The organism is Bradyrhizobium sp. 190, from assembly GCF_023073415.1.
GTDB lineage: Bacteria > Pseudomonadota > Alphaproteobacteria > Rhizobiales > Xanthobacteraceae > Bradyrhizobium.
Window position 1 is genome coordinate 248,408 of the sequence record NZ_JADPJL010000065.1, and the last position, 16,610, is coordinate 265,017.

A 16,610-nucleotide genomic window follows, 5' to 3' on the forward strand; every position below is an offset into this window, starting at 1 on the left:
GAGGGTGTCAACGTGGTGCACGCATCTCGCTGCGTGTCCAATGTTGCACCGTTACCCGCGGGGTTCCAATGCATGCATCAGGGCATAGGTAATCCTAGTTTGCCCGGAAACGTCTGTGGACAATGGTGACACCGCTCTTGACGGTGATAAATTCCTCATCCTCCGCGTAACAATTTGGAGCTTAGTCGATGACTTTAAGCACAGAAATTCTGACGCGTTCTCCCTTACTCAACGCTGATGAACTCGAAGGAGAGATCGGTGACATTATCCAGAGAACTCGGCGAGGGCCCGTCATCCGGGGACTGTCCGAGAGCCACGATCATCCGTTGCCGAGGGGCCCGATGCCCGATTACGTCGAGCACAAGGAAGGCGTCAATCAAGTCGGCAAGCTCTCAGCCGAAGCCGTGGTCCGCGAATACGACGCGGCGGTGAAAGAGATTGAAGCACTCGGTGCCGAACTGGCCGAGGCCGCCAAGAAATGCGAGGCGATGGTTGCCGGCGTTCACGCCATGGTGACCGAGATCAAGGAATTGGCGGCAAATTATCGCGAGGAAGGCAAGCGCTACTTCTTGCAGATCGAGGATTGTTCCCTGATGACATCCGAAGTCCGCAGCGTCTGCGAGATGCTCAAAAAGAAAATTGCCGCGGGCAGTAGTCTCGCCGCCTGATGTTCCGGCTATGGCCGGTTCTGCTGATGGCCGCGCCGTTCGTCGTCGCGGCCATCAGCTGGGTATTCTAGACGCACCGGGAAAGGCCGCGGTCCAGATAGCGCAAGCCGCGATGGTTGCTCCATTCTTTCGCTCGCACTATGAGGGGTGCGTCGGATGCAGGCGGAGCAACGAGATGGGATTGGTTGCGCATTTGCGCCTGTCGAAACAGGCTTTGATCGATCTGGTTTTCTTCTGCGGCGTTCCGATCGTGCTGGCGATGCTTTCGGCCATTCTCGGACCCTATATGGCCATCATGGGAGCTGCCGGCGCGACGGCCTATGTCCTCTCGCTCGCCATTGTCCCCTGGTGGCTGACCGGCCTGGTCACCCAATTGGTGAGCCAGAGGGGCGGGGGCAAACTGCCGCTTTGGCTGATTGCGGCTATCGGTGCCATCGCCTCCGGCCCGTTCGTGTCGCTGTACGTGTATGTCGTCAATTCGATCGCAGGAGACATCTGGCCCGCTCTGGGCGGCTCACTGCCGGCTATGTTCAGCGCGGGACATATCAAATCCGCCGCCTTGTCCGAGGGGCGCGCCATCGTTCTCTGGATCGCCTTCGTTGTCATTTTCCATGAGACGCTGGGCTGGATGAGGTTTGCTCCGCCAACCAGGGAAGCGAGCCGCGAAGACCGCTTTCAACTGAACGGCGCTGAATGGACAGCAGAAGACGATGCCCTGCTGCGATCGTTGATTGGAAGCGGCAAGCCGCCGAGGACCATCGCGCTCGAAATGAAGCGGACGGTCGGGGGCATTCGGGCAAGGACTGCCAAGCTGGGCCTTCGGAACAACCGTCTCGGCAATACGTCCGCCGACTGAAGTGCGGGGCCGGGCGGAAGATCTGGACTGTTTCAGTTTGCTAACCAGTGCGACGCAGGACCGGCGCTGCTTGGTTGCCTATCGGGGGCGGGGCGTATATGAGTGCGCCCGATGGGGCCACGTGGCGGAGTGGTTACGCAACGGTCTGCAAAACCGTGTACACCAGTTCAATTCTGGTCGTGGCCTCCATCCATACAATCAATGGCTTAGGCCGATTATATGACAGGCCGCAGTAAGCTATCCGCGGTCAGCAGGCGGCGTACCAGCCCTCGGGAAACGGAACCAGCGGCCAAGGGCCCCGGTTGTCGTTGGCAGCACGCGGCGACGGATAAGAGCGCTGGGTCTGGACCACGAAATTATCCTCCGGGGTTGGCGCAATGGCCGTCTGCACGGCTTCCAGCAGCAAATCGTATTCAACTTCGCTCATCGCGCTCTCCGGGTTCCAGAGGCGATGGTCGCAAAAGGATTTTGTTTCCAGATTGAGCGGATTGCTCGAATTTTAACGATTCGGCGACCGCGGCAAAGCTGGTTACTAAAGTGTTGAGTTCCCGCGCAGTTAGTAACCCCGCGCTCGCGGGGCGCCGTGTGAGAAAAATCACATTTTACAAAAATTAGTTCGCGTATTCGGCTGGATGACGCCCGCCTTGTCAAGGTGGGTATGATCCAGGGAGACGCGGTCATGAAGGCAAGGTTTGCGCGAAGTGCGGCACTTCTCCGTCGTTCCCGCCGGGCTTCGACGCTCGGCTTTCTGCTCACACTGATGGCGAGCGGCACGGCCGGCGCTCAGCAAGGCACCCCCGAACAGCGCCGGGCCTGCACGCCCGACGTCTACCGCCTGTGCGCCGGCGAGATCCCGAACGCCCGAGCGATTACCACATGCCTGCGCCGGCAGAAGGGGAGCCTGAGCCCGGCCTGCGCGGCGGTGTTCGGGCAGTAAGAACCGACCGCTTCCTTACATCTCCAGCGCGGCCAGATTCTTCGGCAGCATCCGCTTGAACAGAGTGAGAATGCGGGCCGCTTCCTTCGCGTCCTGCGTGATCGCGTGGCGGACGGTCGCGGCGATCAGCGTCATGATCAGTTGGGAAAACGAGGCGAGGGCGGTGGTGGGCGCGTCGGGTGCGATACGCCGCAGCGCGTCGCCGAGCAGCCCGGCGAGATAGGCGCCGTCCTCCTCGTCGAGTTTTTGCAACGGCCGGTCGGCCTGCGTCGCTTGCCAGATGTCGCGCATGACCGGCACGTCCATGAACATCCGGTAGTAGCTGTCGGTAATGCGACACAACGCCGGATGCAGATCCCGGGTCGTCTTGACCGCGGCGAGGTCGCGCCGGACGCAGTCGCGCCCAACCGCGTTGTAGCGTTCCGCCAGCGTGCCGATAATCGCGGTCTTGTCCGGAAAGTATTGGTAGAGCGAACCGAACGGCACGCCGCTGCGGTCGACGACGTCGCTCATGCGGAAGGCTTCGCTGCCTTTTTCAGCCATCAGCTCGGCCGCGCTGCTGAGAATTTTCTCGAACCGCTCGCGGCTGCGCTGCTGGGTCGGGACGAGTCGCGCCAGTCCCGAAGCGGCGGCTGCGGCGGTTTTCTGTCCGGCTTTTCCCCTCGGCATCGGTCCTCTCACATAAAAGCGACTTGACGTTACTAATACGAGAGTTTATCGGGTTTAGCAAATACGAGATGTTCTCGTATTGCACCCGAAGAGGATGATCCATGTCAGAACTTCCGATCCTGATCATCGGCGGCGCGGGCAAGACCGGCGCGCGCGTCAACGCGCTGCTGAGGGCGAGCGGCGTCCCGACGCGGCCGGTGTCGCGTTCGACGCCCACGCCGTTCGACTGGACCCGTCCCGAGACATGGCCGTCCGCACTTGCCGGCGTCTCGATGGCCTACGTCACCTACCAGCCGGACCTTGCGGTCGAAGGCGCCAGCGATGCGATCGCCGAGGTGAGCCGGTTGGCGCGTGAGAACGGGCTCGAGCGCGTCGTATTGCTGTCGGGCCGCGGCGAGCCGGGTGCGCAACGGGCGGAGGCGGCGTTGCAGCAATCCGGCGTTCCCTGGACCATCGTGCGCGCAAGCTGGTTCGACCAGAATTTCTCCGAGGGCTATCTGCTCGACGGCGTGCTGGCCGGTGAGATCGCCTTGCCGGCCGGAGCCGTACCCGAACCGTTCATCGACGCCGATGACATCGCCGAGGTCGTCGTCGCCGCGCTGACGAACCGGCGCCATGTCGGCAAGCTCTATGAGGTGACGGGGCCGCGCGCGCTGACTTTTGCGCAGGCGGTGGCCGAGATCGGCCGCGCTGCGGGGCGGCCGATCCACTATCGGCAAATCGGTTCGGAAGAATTTGCCGACGGCATGCGGCCCCATGTGCCTGAGGAGTACATCGCGCTTCTGCTCGAGTTGTTCACCGTCGTGCTCGACGGGCGCAATTCCGATGTCGCGCACGGTGTCGAACAGGCGCTCGGCCGGCCCGCGCGGGACTTTGCCGATTACGCCCGCCGAACCGCTGCGACCGGTGTCTGGAGGGCATGATCATGCTGCAGATGTTGATTGTCGGCCTGCTTTGGTTTTCCGCTGTCGGATGCGGCCTGCTAGCCGGTCTCTATTTCGCGTTTTCGGCCTTCATCATGACGGCGCTTGGCCGCATCGGGCAGGCGGCGGGCATCGCGGCGATGAATGCGATCAACGTTTCGATCGTGCAGTCGCTGTTCATGCCGATCTTCCTGGGAACGACGGCTGCGAGCGCAGCGCTGGCGGTGATCGGAGTTTTTCGATGGAGCGAGGCGGGCGCGACGGCGATGGTGGCGGGCGGCGTCCTCTATGTGCTCGGCATGTTCGTCGTCACCATGATCTTCAACGTGCCCCTGAATAATGCGCTGGCCGCGGCCGATCCCGCAAGCCAGGAGGCCGCCTCGCTATGGGCGCGCTATCTGACGGACTGGACGGTGTGGAACCACGTGCGGACGGTTTCATCCACGGTGGCCTGCGCGCTGTTTATTGCGGCGATTGCGGCAAGTTAGGGCGCCAGAGATGCGACAAAACAAAAGCCGCCCGAACCGGGGCGGCTTTTGCGGGGGGCAGCGTGCGAGATCAGGCAGCCGTAAGAGCTTTCCCACTCCGCTTGCGGCGATAGGCCATGAAGCCGACGCCGGCGAAGCCGAGGATCATCATCGCCCAGGTCGACGGTTCCGGTACGGGGGGGATTGCGGGTCCGACCTTGAAGTCTGCCACTATCTTGAGCGTCGACGTGCCACCCTCTGGGTTCGTCCATTTGCCGCTGTATTTGTCGTACCATCCATCGCCATATTCAACGAAGTGAATGTCTTTAACTGTAACGCCGTCGAGCGTGAATGGACCGAGGTTTTTGAGCAATGACTGGCTGATGTTGAACACGTTGTCAGGCGACGGGTTGGTCGTCTGCTGGATGTTCAGGTCGAACACTTGAAAATCAGACGAGTTGCTCGGCTCAGTGAAGTTCAGCGTGAAAGTGTATTTGACGTTGAAGTTCTGGTCGGTGTTGTAGGTGGCGAGGTTCACCCAGGTGATCTTGCCGATGAGGTAGTCGTTCTTGTTGGTCGAGACATCGGTACCGATGATGTCCGTGATGGTCAGCGTGCTCGGCTTGTTGTTATTCGTCGCGCCAGACATTCTGAGCACGTTGCCGTCATCGCTAATGGAGCAGGCGGGGTTACCGCCGTTGCAATTCGCGACGTCGGAAAAATTGCCGTTGCCAGTGAAGCTCACGAGCGCTGCATTTGCCGGTGAATGCACGAGACCGGCGAGCAACCCTGCGGTTAGAATTTTAAATACCTTGCCCATGGCGGGACACCCCGGTTTATTAACGATTTATTATAATGGCACCCTTTCAGGTGCAATATACCCAGTCAAGGGAGTTTATTTAAATTCTCATAATTAAATATCAATCCCCCGGTTGTATGGTGAATGATGTTCGCCTGGAAGGAAGCGGGTCCCGCTGAACGGGCGGCTTTTCAAAGTCCGATGGCCACGGGCCAGAACACCGGCCGGCGCCGTTTCGTGCGCGCAGGCGCGACAGCTTGCGAATTGCGGACGTCCAGCGGCTGCAGGGAGACGGTCGATGCTGGTCTGCGGGCTGCATCAGGAAAGATATTCGGCAAGGGCGTCCGTGACGTATTGCTCGAGGAGTACGCTCGCGCCGTGACCAGGCTAGACGACGTTATCGACGATCTCGTTGACGATCGTTTTCCGAAAGTTCCGCCCGATACTGTTCGGTATGGCGTCCGCCTCGCGCTCGCGGAGTTGGGAAAGGAAGGCACGCCCCGGCAAGAGCGGCTTGAGCGGAAATTCCGGCGGCTTGAACAATTGCGTGCCAAGCCTCCGATGGAGGATTGCGTTTTTTGAAAGAGCTTGGTTCGCCTTGACAGGGGGCGGTTCCGAATTTTCCCGCCTTCGCGGTCCGAGCGGCGGCAGAAAATTTCCGCGTGTTTTTATACCAAACGGTATGAAACCCGACGGCAACCCGGCACCAAACCTGCCGATCCTAATGGAACCTCTGCCAATCCAGAGCAACCGCCAACGCTTGCTGGTCGCATCCAGCGACATGCCGCCTAGCAAGCGCTGTCACCTCGGCCCGCCGAACCCGCATCCGAAGATCGTGAAGTTCAGCAATCAACTGGGTGATTTCCTCGACGCTTTGAAGCAAAGCCTGTTCACGACAACCACTCATAAACGCTACCTGACAAAACCAGAAGTGCAATGCGCTACGAACACATGCACTAGGTATTTGAATTTTCCAACGCCGGAGGAATACGGTTCGACAAAAGGAGAATGCTGCAGGCCGCTGCGATAGCGGCCAGGCAAGGCCCACAAACGTCGAGGCCGAGCGGCCGATCAATTAACTCGGGTGAGAGGCTTGCCCGCCAGGGCGGCCCGGTTCGCTTCCGGCGTTCAGCCGAGGCAATCGAGTTCGGCAATCCAGCTTTGCACGCCGATCACGACCTTGAACGGCTCGGCAGGGACGTGAAATGGCGGCGCTGTTTCGGGTCAAGCATGGCGCGACGATAGCACCGATCGTTAGGAGGCACTGCCCTTGGCCATGCGCGCAATTAACGCTGACCCGGCGCTTGCGGCTGCGGTCAATGCGATCCGGCTGCGGAATTTTGCCTCAACTGGGCGGAGGTGCCGGCTGCCGGCTCTTCCAGGAACTCCGTCACCAGATGGCGGGCATAATCAAGGACCGTCAAAGCCTCGGCAGTATTGTCGGGTAGCTGTGAGACAATCACGATCGCCTGCCGCCGCAGATGGCTGTGTTCTTGCGAATTTGGCATTCCCCAAACTCCCTCCCAGCGGCCCCAGCGCCCCATCGTCGGCCGCCGCCTAGGCAGATTGACGTCGAAATGCTGGGGAAGATTGGGCGGTACGCGGGCGGAAATAAGCACAGGTGACGCTGCTGGACAGGCTGTCTTTTTAGCTGGTGAACAGTACCTCCTGGCGCAGCCGTTTTGTCTTGCCGGTGATCGCCCGCGCGCGGGCGCTGTGGCGCGAAAACACAAATCATTGGCGCGCGATCACAAGCCTCAATCCGATGGGTCGGGTAACACACCAACGCCGCCGAGGCGCGCGTAGCCATTGCAACACCATCTGGCCGACCCGGACTATGACCCGAGACGACGCGCTTATCTGGCTTTCGCTTGCCGGGTTGTTCGCTTCCTACTGTACGGCGATCTCGGTGTCATTTCCGCTTTGAAACCAGCATCAACTAGCAGCACCGACGATGGACCGCGACGACGCACTTTTTTGGCTTTCGCTCTTTTGGTTTGTTGCCCTCTGCGGTTTGGCGATTTGGGAGCTGCTATCCGCTCGATAGCTGGCAGTAGCGACGGCCAGCAATGGTGGCCGCAGTCGCCGAGGTCAGGATGCGAGGTTTTCGCGAGGCGCTGCGAGCCGGCAGCCGATAGCGTCCCGATTTTTAGGAACATCCTAAATCCGCTGTAAGACGGTAATGATCTCTTAACGCCTACGGCAAGTAGCCGTCGCTAAATCGTCATAGCGACGGCTTTTTGCCACCAAGCTGCCACGAGCTTGGCCGACGAATCGCGCGTGTTTGAAATCCCACCTTTTCATTCGCGGGAGATACTGAAGTGGCGATAGGGACAGTGAAGTGGTTTAATGCAACCAAAGGGTACGGGTTTATCCAGCCGGACAGCGGCGGCAAGGATGTTTTCGTGCACATTTCAGCGGTTGAGAAAGCCGGTCTGGGCAGCCTCAATGAGGGTGCCAAGGTGAGCTATGAAGAAGTGAGCAACCGGGGCAAAACGTCCGCGGAAAATCTAAGGGTCGGGTGAGCTCATGCCCGCCGGTTCCACGCTGGCGGGCTTCTTTTGTATTGGGGGCGGGCCGCCCCGAGGGCTCGAAGCGACCCCTGATCGCGCAGTACGCGGGCCAAACTTGGGACTGGCCAATCTGCGTGACTTGCAGCCACGTTATGCCTGTTTAGATCGGCCGCAACGAAACTCGCGTGTTAAGCTTGATGTCCGCGTTGCGGGTTAATTCTGGAACACTTGGGTTCGGCCTTGCCGGCGGGTCACGAGCTTCCGGCCGCGGTAGCGGGACGGGATCTTCAAACCGGGTGGGCCAGGGCAAAGCGAGCCTTCAAAAACAAGAGCAGAACTTCTTGCTTTAGTCGGTCCAGGTGCGATCTCCGCACTGCGGGCATTCAAATATATGAATCACAATTCCGCTTTCAGATTCCATGATCGTCCGGACGAGAGTGAGTTTTCCTCCGCAGAAACGGCAGTCATGGTTTGATTGGTCGTGAACAGTGGCAATCTTCTCAGCTCGAAATAGCTCCATGGCGGGCCCCAAGGAGTAAGATACGGAGCATGGGTTTCGGAAGTGGTAAACAAGCCTTACGGCGCCTTGCGGCGCCGTAGTCTTACGGGAGGACCGTCCCAGCGGTGCGAGAGGCCGTCATTCCCCATGCGCCGGTGCGGCTATCAAGGCCGAAACGGCCCCGGCGCGGAGGCTGGGAGTGCGCGTGCCGGAGCCGTCCCCTTGCGCGCCCTATCCGAGCGCAGGGTCTACACTATCGGGGAAGATTAGAGCCGGGCCGGCCCTCATTGTCATACCCGGAACTTTGGCGGGGTAATCCCTTCGACATATACGCCTAGTCTAATGGAACTTGACGCCGATCAAGCGTTCCGTTCGCCATATCACCGTGCACCCGTGCCTCAACCGGTCAGCACCGATCAGCAGGGTAAATTGCGCCGGGATGCCCAGCGGGCTGGCCACCTCCAGCGACGCCCCAGTGTCGGACTGCTTACGAATGAGACAGGCGATCGTGCGCCCGTTGAACTCGATGCTTCCTGACTTCAAATCGCTTCATTCCAACTAGGCATCACCTCGCGGCGTTATCCCAATTCGAACGGAATATGATCGCTCGGCGGCGTTGGTATTTCCCCGGTCGGCTGCTTAAATGCCGGCTAGCTAAACCTGACGCAGATTTGTGACGCTTTGATTACAAGAGGCCCGTCGTCGTCCATCGAAGAACGGCCTGATATCGGCGCCCCGATGGCCGCAAACCTGACAGATGAACCTTGGCTCCAGATCAGATAGGCGAACGTCGTCGCCCCACGGTTCAGCGTCGATCAAAACGGAATGCGCACACTTGTAATCACCGCAGTAGACGATGAGCCGGGTAGGGCCGGACTCCCGCATTTCCTTGAGGGTGATTTTCTGGGCACGACGAGCAGAACGACAAGGCCGATTGTGTCGGCTGTCCATGACACGCCCCGCGAACGTCTGCAGGATTCTGTGCAGGCACCAAATCCGCGGCCGACTTGGCCGCTCGAATTTTTCGCTAAGTGATTGATGTGATTTGGCTCCCCGGGCTGGATTCGAACCAGCGACCATTCGATTAACAGTCGAATGCTCTACCGCTGAGCTACCGAGGAACAGGCGAAACAAAGGTTCGCGAGCGGGGAGCGTATAACAAAGCCTTTCGGGCTTGCAAAGGACCAAATCACCAGCTGTGCGCTTAGGTGAAGCTGGGCCGGAAAGCCGCTGCGCTACAACGATTTGTCGTGGTTTTCGACCCCCGGGGCAACAGTAGCTGGAACCCGGCCTGTCCAATCCGTCACACACAGGTGTGATGGATCGGGCCGCCAATTCGACTCAATCGCCCAAAAGGCTCCGTGATGTCGGGGTTTCACAGGAGCTGATTCGATGCCAGCCATTGCGACCGACCTGATCCGCGCGGTGCCTTCGATCGTCCCAAGCGACATTCCCGCCATGAGTGACGACGAATGCCTGCTTCGGCTCGCGCGAGCCATTGAAGAAGAGCATGATACCGAACATCTGAATGAGGTCGCGCGGCTGATCGCCCGGCTCGCCGTGACGATCGAGTAGGCGGCTTCCCGGCCTCTCGCGACGGTTCGGCAACAGGCGCCCGCATGTTGCGTTTTGCCGACGCTTGTACCAAAGATGACCCCGGTTTCAGCTCTTCCGGCGGCCACGCCGCATGCTCTCAGGGTCTTAGCCTATGTCCGGTTTTGCGACCGCGCGCCAGAAAATGGTCGATGGTCAGGTGCGTCCGAGTGACGTGACCGATATCCGAATTCTCGATGCCATGCTGGCGGTGCCGCGCGAGGCCTTCGTTCCCGAAAACAAGCAGGCTCTGGCCTATCTGGATCTCGATCTCGACGTCAGCGAAGGCGGCGCGGCCAAGCGGTTCCTGATCAAGCCGGTGGTGCTGGCGAAGATGCTGCAGGCGGCTGACATCAAGGCGACGGACCGCGTCTTGGTGGTGGGCTGTGCCACCGGATACGCCGCCGCCGTGATCGCCCGATTCGCCGCCCAGGTGACCGCGACGGAGAGCGATTCGGCGCTGGCGGCGAAGGCGCAGGCGATTTTGGCCAGCAATGGCTGTGGAAATGTGACGGTCCGCGCCGCGGCGCCGGCCGATGGAGACCCGGCAAGCGCGCCGTATGATGTCATCGTGCTGGACGGCGCAACCGAGGTCGTGCCGGAGCAGCTCTACGGGCAATTGCGCAGCGGTGGCCGGTTGGTGGGCGTTTTTGCGACGTCGCGACCGGCGCGGGCCACCATCGTGACCGCTTCGCATGGCGATTTCGGTCACCGGACGCTGTTCGATGCCGCTGCCCCGGTGCTGCCCGGCATGGAACTCGTTCCCGCCTTCGTTTTCTAGCGTTTCGCCCCTTCCACGCCCAATAATCGCCCTCCGTAGTCAGCTAAATCCTCTTCGAAATCAGAAGTGTGGCCGGATTGCCCCACGTGAAGAGTTTCGACGGCGTTTGCTTGCGGGGGTGTTCCGTCCAGGCTACGTGCGGAATAAGGTGAGCCGGGACTCACTTCAAGTGAAGCGACGTTCGGTTAATGATCGTGTGCGACCATGGTCATCGGCCGGCGACCAAAAATGATTGGATTGCTTGGGATGCGTGGGGTGAAGGAATTTGCCGGAGCTGCGGCTTCGGTCCTTCTATTAGTGTGCATGGGCTCGACGCCCGTCTTGGCCGACACGATTGAGGCAGCGCTGGTACGCGCCTATCAGAACAATCCGCAGCTCAATGCGCAGCGCGCGCAGGTGCGCATCACCGACGAGAACGTGCCGCAGGCGCTGTCGGGCTATCGCCCGAGGGTCTCGGTCACGGCGAGTGCGGGCTACCAATATACGGACTCGCTGAGCACGCAGGGCGGCGGCCCCAACGAAGTCGCGAGAACCGTTATTAACGGCGCCAATCCGCCGCGCAGCGTCGGCGCGACCATTACGCAGACGCTCTTCAACGGCCAGCAGACCGCGAACAGGACCAGAGCCGCGGAGAGCCAGGTTTCCGGCGCGCGCGAAGCCCTGCGGTCGCTCGAATCGACCGTGCTGCTCAGCGGCGCCACGATCTACATGGACTACCTGCGCGATTCCGCGATCGTCGAGGTGCAGAAGAGCAACGTGCGCGTGCTCGAGCAGACGCTGAAGCAGACGCGCGACCGCTTCAATGTCGGAGAAGTCACGCGCACCGACGTTGCGCAGTCGGAAGCCCAGCTCGCCGCCGGCAAAACGCAGCTCCTCACCGCAGAAGCCAACCTCAACACGACGCGCTCGAATTTCCGCCGCATCATCGGCAACGAGCCGCAAAACCTGGCGCCGGGCTCACCGGTCGACCGCTTCCTGCCGGCGACACTGCCGGCCGCCGTCGAGCTCGGCCTGTTACAAAATCCGAACGTCACCGCAGCGATGTTCGGCATCGACGTCAGCTACCTCCAGGTCAAGGTGGCCGAAGGCGCGCTGTTGCCGGTGGTCACGCTGCAGGCCTCCGTGCAACAGTCCTATGAGCAGAGCCTGATCCAGTACCGCTCGTTCGGCGCGTCCGCGGTCGCGCAGCTCAACGTTCCAATCTATCAGGGCGGCGCTGAATACTCGCTGATCCGCCAGTCCAAGGAGACGGCGGCGCAGCAGCGCCTCGTGCTCGATCAGACCCGGGATCAGACCCGCGCCAACGTGGTCACGGCTTGGGGGCAGCTCGTTGCCGGCAAGGCGCAGGTGCAATCAGCGCAATCGCAGGTGCAGGCGTCGGAAATCGCGCTCAACGGCGTGCGCGAGGAAGCCAAGGCCGGACAGCGCACCACGCTCGACGTGCTGAATGCCCAGCAGGCGCTGGTGAATGCGCGCGTTGCGCTCGTCACCGCGCAGCATGATCGCGTGGTGGCGTCATACTCTGTGCTGAACCAGATCGGACGTCTGTCGCCGCAGGTGCTCAACCTGCCCACCACGGTCTACGATCCGAGCGTGCACTATCATCAGGTGCGCGATAGCTGGGCTGGCGTTCGCACACCCGACGGCCGCTGATCTCCGAGTCAATTTCCGCACAGGCGGGATGAAATCGTCGCCCGGCGCCTGAAGCGCCGGGCGCTTTGCTTGCAATCAATTGTGGCCATGACGTACCGTTTCTGTGGCGAGCTGAGCGATTCGTGGCCTGCGTCTGTGCATCTCGCAGACGCCGGGTTGGGGGGCGCCTTGAGGGGGAGCAGGACCTGCGCGCGATGCAGCGGGCGGGCTTGATCTGGGGACAAGTTGGGCTTGTGCGATGAAAATCCCGGCCTGCATATCCGGAACCGGCAATTCCTTCGCGGCTTTGGTGTAAAATGGTTTCGATGTGGAGTCGGAGATGACGCAACCTGCAAAGGTCCAAGAGCCCTCGATGGAGGAGATTCTGGCGTCGATCCGTCGCATCATTGCCGACGACGAGGCAAAGCCTGCGGCTGCCGAAAAGCCGGCGAGCCCGGCGGCTGCCGCAAAGCCGGCCGTGATGAAGGATATTCCGCCGTCGGCGATTGCTCCCGCACCGAAGCCGGTTGCCGCGCCGAAACCAGCCCCGCCACCGCCGCCTGCACCCGAACCGGTCGCCAGCAACAACCAGGACGACATCGACGCGATGCTGGCGAGCCTCGATGCGGCGACGCCCGAGGCGGACATCAGGCCGGCGCCGCAGCCCGAGGCCGAACCCGACGTATTCGAACTTACTGACGAGATGGCGTTGCCTGATCCGACACCAGCCCCTGCCGCAGCAACATTCAACAAGGTCGAACCGCAGGACGACATCGAATTCACCGAAGCCAAGGCGTCACGTCGCCAGCCGGCCTATGAGCCATCGATGGAAAGCCCACCAGCGCGACCGATTTTATCGCATTCGACCGTCTCCGCCGTGGAATCCGCCTTCAACTCGCTGGCCAATACCGTGCTGAGCAACAATGCGCGTACGCTGGAAGATCTGGTCAAGGAAATGCTGCGGCCAATGCTGAAGTCCTGGCTCGACGACAATTTGCCGGGACTGGTGGAGCGGATCGTCAAGGCCGAAATCGAGCGGGTTTCGCGCGGCGGGCGCTAGTCCCAAGGTTGCGCCGAGACAGCGTCAAGGCAGCCTCGGCGGGCGTCGATCGGCAACCCATTCGGACCTTCAAACCGGCGTTACCTCGGCTCCCCGCTGCCCCCCGACTGAGTTGTCAGGTTGACTTGAGGCGCTGTGGCGGCTTTCTAGGGCGCGGCCCGGCGCCGATCGCATCCAAACCGGGCGCTACCACGGTGATTTGATTCACATCCTTTGGGCGGGCCGGCGACGGCTTGGCTCGAGAGCGCCCCCTACATCCTCAATTGCAGTGCCATGATCGAGAAAAACTACCAGCCCGCCGATATCGAAGCCCGCATGTCCCGGATCTGGGAGGAGAGCGGCGCGTTCGAGGCCGGCCGCCCGGAACGAAAAGACGCTACGCCGTTCACCATTGTGATCCCGCCGCCGAACGTGACGGGCTCGCTGCATATGGGCCACGCGCTGAACAACACGCTGCAGGACATTCTATGCCGCTTCGAGCGGATGCGCGGCCGCGACGTGCTGTGGCAGCCCGGCACCGACCATGCCGGCATCGCGACCCAGATGGTGGTCGAGCGGCAATTGATGGAACGGCAGGAGCACCGGCGCGACCTCGGCCGCGCCAAATTCCTTGAACGCGTCTGGCAATGGAAGGCCGAGAGCGGTGGCACCATCGTCAACCAGTTGAAGCGGCTGGGCGCTTCCTGCGACTGGTCGCGCGAGCGCTTTACGATGGACGAGGGCCTGTCGCGCGCGGTCGTGAAGGTGTTCGTCCAGTTGCACCGCGAAGGCCTGATCTACAAGGACAAGCGGCTGGTCAACTGGGATCCGAAGCTGGTGACCGCGATCTCCGATCTCGAAGTGCAGCAGGTCGAGGTCAAGGGCAGTCTCTGGTATCTGCGCTATCCGATCGAGGGCAAGACTTTCAGCCCCGACGATCCCTCGACGTTTGTCGTCGTGGCGACGACGCGACCCGAGACGATGCTCGGCGACACGGCGGTTGCTATACATCCTGACAACGAACGGATCGGGCATCTGATCGGCCAGCACGTCATCCTGCCGCTGGTCGGCCGCCGCATCCCGATCATCAGCGACGACTACGCCGATCCGGAGAAGGGATCTGGCGCGGTCAAGATTACGCCGGCGCACGACTTCAACGACTTCGAGGTCGGCAAGCGTCACGGCCTGCCGCAGATCAACGTGTTCGATCGCGAGGGGAGCATGGCCCTCGTCGACAACGAGGATTATCTGCGCGGATTGCCCGAGGGCGCGGACCAGCTTGCGGAGGAACTCCACAATGTCGAGCGCTTCGCCGCGCGCAAGAAGATCGTGGCGCGGCTGGAGGATTTCGGCTTCCTGGAGAAGATCGAGCCGAACACGCATATGGTGCCGCATGGCGACCGCTCCAACGTGGTCATCGAGCCCTATCTGACCGACCAGTGGTATGTCGACGCCAGGACCATGGCGCAGCCGGCGATCGCGGCCGTGCGCTCGGGCGCGACCACCTTCGTGCCGAAGAATTGGGAAAAGACCTATTTCGAATGGATGGAAAACATCCAGCCCTGGTGCATCTCGCGCCAGCTCTGGTGGGGCCATCAGATCCCGGCGTGGTACGGGCCCGACGGCAAGGTGTTCGTCGCCGAGACCGAAGAGGAAGCGGTCGGCAACGCGCTCGGTTACTACGTCGAGCAGGAAGTCATCACGGAAGAGCAGGGGCGCGAAATGGCGCAAGACCCTGCCAAACGTGACGGCTTCATCACGCGCGATGAAGACGTGCTCGACACCTGGTTCTCTTCCGGGCTGTGGCCGTTCTCGACGCTCGGCTGGCCCGACGAAACGAGCGAAGTGAAGCGCTACTACCCGACCAACGTGCTCGTCACGGGATGGGACATCATCTTCTTCTGGGTCGCCCGGATGATGATGATGGGCCTGCACTTCATGAAGGACGCGCCGTTCTCGACCGTCTACATCCACCGACTGGTTCGCGACGAGAAGGGCGCGAAGATGTCGAAGTCGAAAGGCAACGTCATCGATCCCCTCGGCGTCATCGACGACTTCGGCGCGGACGCGCTGCGCTTCGCGCTGGCGCGCGGCGCGGCCCATAACCACGACATCAAGCTGTCGCCGCAGCTCGTCGAAACCAATCGCAATTTTGCGACCAAGCTCTGGAACGCCTGCCGCTTCGCCGAAATGAACGGCTGTGAGATGCCGGCGGGATTTGAGCCGACGCAGGCAAAGGAAACCTTGAACCGCTGGATCGCACATGAGACTTCGCGGGCCACACGGGAAGTGACCGAGGCGATCGAGGGCTACCGCTTCAACGATGCGGCCAATGCCATCTACCGCTTCGTCTGGAACGTCTATTGCGACTGGTATGTCGAACTCGCAAAGCCCGTGCTGATGGGCGAAGAGGGCGCCGCGAAGGCGGAGACCCGCGCCATGACTGCCTGGGCGCGGGACGAGATCCTCAAGCTGCTGCATCCGTTCATGCCCTTCATCACCGAAGAGCTCTGGGCGGTGACGGCCAAGCGCGACGGCCTGCTGGTGCTGGCCGAATGGCCGCGCAAGGCGAGTTCGGTGACCGCCGAGCAGATCGCTGCGATGGCGCTGGCAGGACCTGGCGATCCGCTGATCGCGCCGGTCATGGCCGCGCTCGATGCCGGCGATTTCAGCGACCCCGCGGCCGAGGCCGAAATCGGCTGGGTGGTGGATCTCGTCACCGCCATCCGTTCGGTGCGCTCGGAAATGAACATCCCGCCGGCAACGTTGATCCCGCTGGTGCTCTCGGGTGCGTCCGCGGAAACCAAGGAGCGCGCGGAGCGCTGGAACGACACCGTGAAACGCCTGGCGCGTTTGGCGGAAATTTCTTTCGCCGATCGCCCGCCGGAAGGCGCCGTGCAACTGCTCGTGCGCGGCGAGGTGGTGGCGCTGCCGCTGAAAGGCGTGATCGACCTTTCGGCCGAAAAGGCCCGGCTCGACAAGGAAATCGTCAAGGCCGACGCCGACATCAAGCGGGTCGACGCCAAACTCTCCAACGAGAAATTCGTGGCGAACGCGCCCGAGGAGATCGTCGAGGAAGAAAAGGAAAAGCGCGCGGCGGCGGTCGCGCGCAAGGCGAAGCTCCAGGAAGCGCTGGAGCGGCTGAAGATGGCGTCCTGACGCAAGGCGCTGAACTATCCGCGTCATTGCGAGCGAAGCGAAGCAATCCATGCCGCCGCGAGGAAGCGTGGATTG

At 61.5% G+C, this 16,610-nt stretch carries 17 protein-coding genes and 2 tRNA genes; 12 read left to right on the forward strand and 7 right to left on the reverse strand.

Annotated features, from left to right (window positions below; genetic code table 11):
- Positions 1-341: 341 nt before the first annotated feature.
- From IVB22_RS33055 to IVB22_RS33065, 3 genes are all read left to right on the forward strand, one after another.
- A complete protein-coding gene (locus tag IVB22_RS33055; RefSeq protein WP_247521347.1) occupies positions 342-668 on the forward strand; it encodes a hypothetical protein in 327 nt (108 codons plus the stop codon).
- Between the two features lie 10 nt (positions 669-678).
- Positions 679-1,524, forward strand: a complete 846-nt coding sequence (locus IVB22_RS33060; protein ID WP_247521348.1) for a hypothetical protein — start codon at positions 679-681, stop codon at positions 1,522-1,524.
- 115 nt (positions 1,525-1,639) lie between these two features.
- A tRNA-Cys gene (locus IVB22_RS33065) sits at positions 1,640-1,713 on the forward strand.
- A 58-nt stretch (positions 1,714-1,771) separates the two neighbouring features.
- Here the strand turns inward: IVB22_RS33065 and IVB22_RS33070 are convergent.
- Positions 1,772-1,951, reverse strand: coding sequence for a hypothetical protein (locus tag IVB22_RS33070; RefSeq protein WP_247521349.1), 180 nt, complete (start codon positions 1,949-1,951; stop codon positions 1,772-1,774).
- A gap of 252 nt (positions 1,952-2,203) precedes the next feature.
- Here IVB22_RS33070 and IVB22_RS33075 point away from each other — a divergent pair, with 252 nt between their 5' ends.
- The gene (locus IVB22_RS33075; RefSeq protein WP_247521350.1) at positions 2,204-2,461 is read left to right on the forward strand and encodes a hypothetical protein; all 258 of its coding nucleotides are present in this window, start codon (positions 2,204-2,206) and stop codon (positions 2,459-2,461) included.
- Between the two features lie 15 nt (positions 2,462-2,476).
- Here IVB22_RS33075 and IVB22_RS33080 read toward each other — a convergent pair whose 3' ends face one another.
- The gene (locus IVB22_RS33080) at positions 2,477-3,130 is read right to left on the reverse strand and encodes a TetR family transcriptional regulator (protein WP_256467488.1); all 654 of its coding nucleotides are present in this window, start codon (positions 3,128-3,130) and stop codon (positions 2,477-2,479) included.
- A 101-nt stretch (positions 3,131-3,231) separates the two neighbouring features.
- On the opposite strand from IVB22_RS33080, the gene IVB22_RS33085 reads away from it, so the two are divergent.
- Together IVB22_RS33085 and IVB22_RS33090 are read left to right on the forward strand one after the other, a co-directional pair.
- On the forward strand, positions 3,232-4,053 hold the full coding sequence (locus IVB22_RS33085) for an NmrA family NAD(P)-binding protein (RefSeq protein ID WP_247521352.1): 822 nt from the start codon (positions 3,232-3,234) through the stop codon (positions 4,051-4,053).
- 2 nt (positions 4,054-4,055) lie between these two features.
- Entirely contained in the window at positions 4,056-4,541 is a 486-nt protein-coding gene (locus tag IVB22_RS33090) for a DUF1772 domain-containing protein (protein ID WP_247521353.1), read from the forward strand.
- A gap of 70 nt (positions 4,542-4,611) precedes the next feature.
- On the opposite strand, the gene IVB22_RS33095 is transcribed toward IVB22_RS33090, so the two are convergent.
- From IVB22_RS33095 to IVB22_RS33105, 3 genes are all read right to left on the reverse strand, one after another.
- Complete coding sequence (locus IVB22_RS33095; protein ID WP_247521354.1) at positions 4,612-5,340, reverse strand: choice-of-anchor K domain-containing protein; 729 nt, start codon at positions 5,338-5,340, stop codon at positions 4,612-4,614.
- A gap of 366 nt (positions 5,341-5,706) precedes the next feature.
- The gene (locus IVB22_RS33100; RefSeq protein ID WP_247521355.1) at positions 5,707-6,102 is read right to left on the reverse strand and encodes a hypothetical protein; all 396 of its coding nucleotides are present in this window, start codon (positions 6,100-6,102) and stop codon (positions 5,707-5,709) included.
- A 533-nt stretch (positions 6,103-6,635) separates the two neighbouring features.
- Entirely contained in the window at positions 6,636-6,827 is a 192-nt protein-coding gene (locus IVB22_RS33105; RefSeq protein WP_247521356.1) for a hypothetical protein, read from the reverse strand.
- Between the two features lie 813 nt (positions 6,828-7,640).
- Between IVB22_RS33105 and IVB22_RS33110 the strand changes: the two genes are divergently transcribed.
- Complete coding sequence (locus IVB22_RS33110) at positions 7,641-7,844, forward strand: cold-shock protein (protein ID WP_247521357.1); 204 nt, start codon at positions 7,641-7,643, stop codon at positions 7,842-7,844.
- A gap of 826 nt (positions 7,845-8,670) precedes the next feature.
- On the opposite strand, the gene IVB22_RS33115 is transcribed toward IVB22_RS33110, so the two are convergent.
- On the reverse strand, positions 8,671-8,874 hold the full coding sequence (locus IVB22_RS33115; RefSeq protein WP_247521358.1) for a PilZ domain-containing protein: 204 nt from the start codon (positions 8,872-8,874) through the stop codon (positions 8,671-8,673).
- A 503-nt stretch (positions 8,875-9,377) separates the two neighbouring features.
- Positions 9,378-9,452, reverse strand: a tRNA-Asn gene (locus IVB22_RS33120).
- A 271-nt stretch (positions 9,453-9,723) separates the two neighbouring features.
- Between IVB22_RS33120 and IVB22_RS33125 the strand changes: the two genes are divergently transcribed.
- From IVB22_RS33125 to IVB22_RS33145, 5 genes are all read left to right on the forward strand, one after another.
- A complete protein-coding gene (locus IVB22_RS33125; protein WP_247521359.1) occupies positions 9,724-9,906 on the forward strand; it encodes a hypothetical protein in 183 nt (60 codons plus the stop codon).
- A gap of 133 nt (positions 9,907-10,039) precedes the next feature.
- Complete coding sequence (locus IVB22_RS33130; protein ID WP_247521360.1) at positions 10,040-10,705, forward strand: protein-L-isoaspartate O-methyltransferase; 666 nt, start codon at positions 10,040-10,042, stop codon at positions 10,703-10,705.
- A gap of 246 nt (positions 10,706-10,951) precedes the next feature.
- A complete protein-coding gene (locus IVB22_RS33135) occupies positions 10,952-12,358 on the forward strand; it encodes a TolC family outer membrane protein (RefSeq protein ID WP_247521580.1) in 1,407 nt (468 codons plus the stop codon).
- Between the two features lie 319 nt (positions 12,359-12,677).
- Positions 12,678-13,397 (forward strand): PopZ family protein, encoded by a 720-nt coding sequence (locus IVB22_RS33140; protein ID WP_247521361.1) that lies wholly within the window; start codon positions 12,678-12,680, stop codon positions 13,395-13,397.
- Between the two features lie 273 nt (positions 13,398-13,670).
- Positions 13,671-16,535, forward strand: coding sequence for a valine--tRNA ligase (locus IVB22_RS33145; RefSeq protein WP_247521362.1), 2,865 nt, complete (start codon positions 13,671-13,673; stop codon positions 16,533-16,535).
- Positions 16,536-16,610 lie beyond the last annotated feature (75 nt).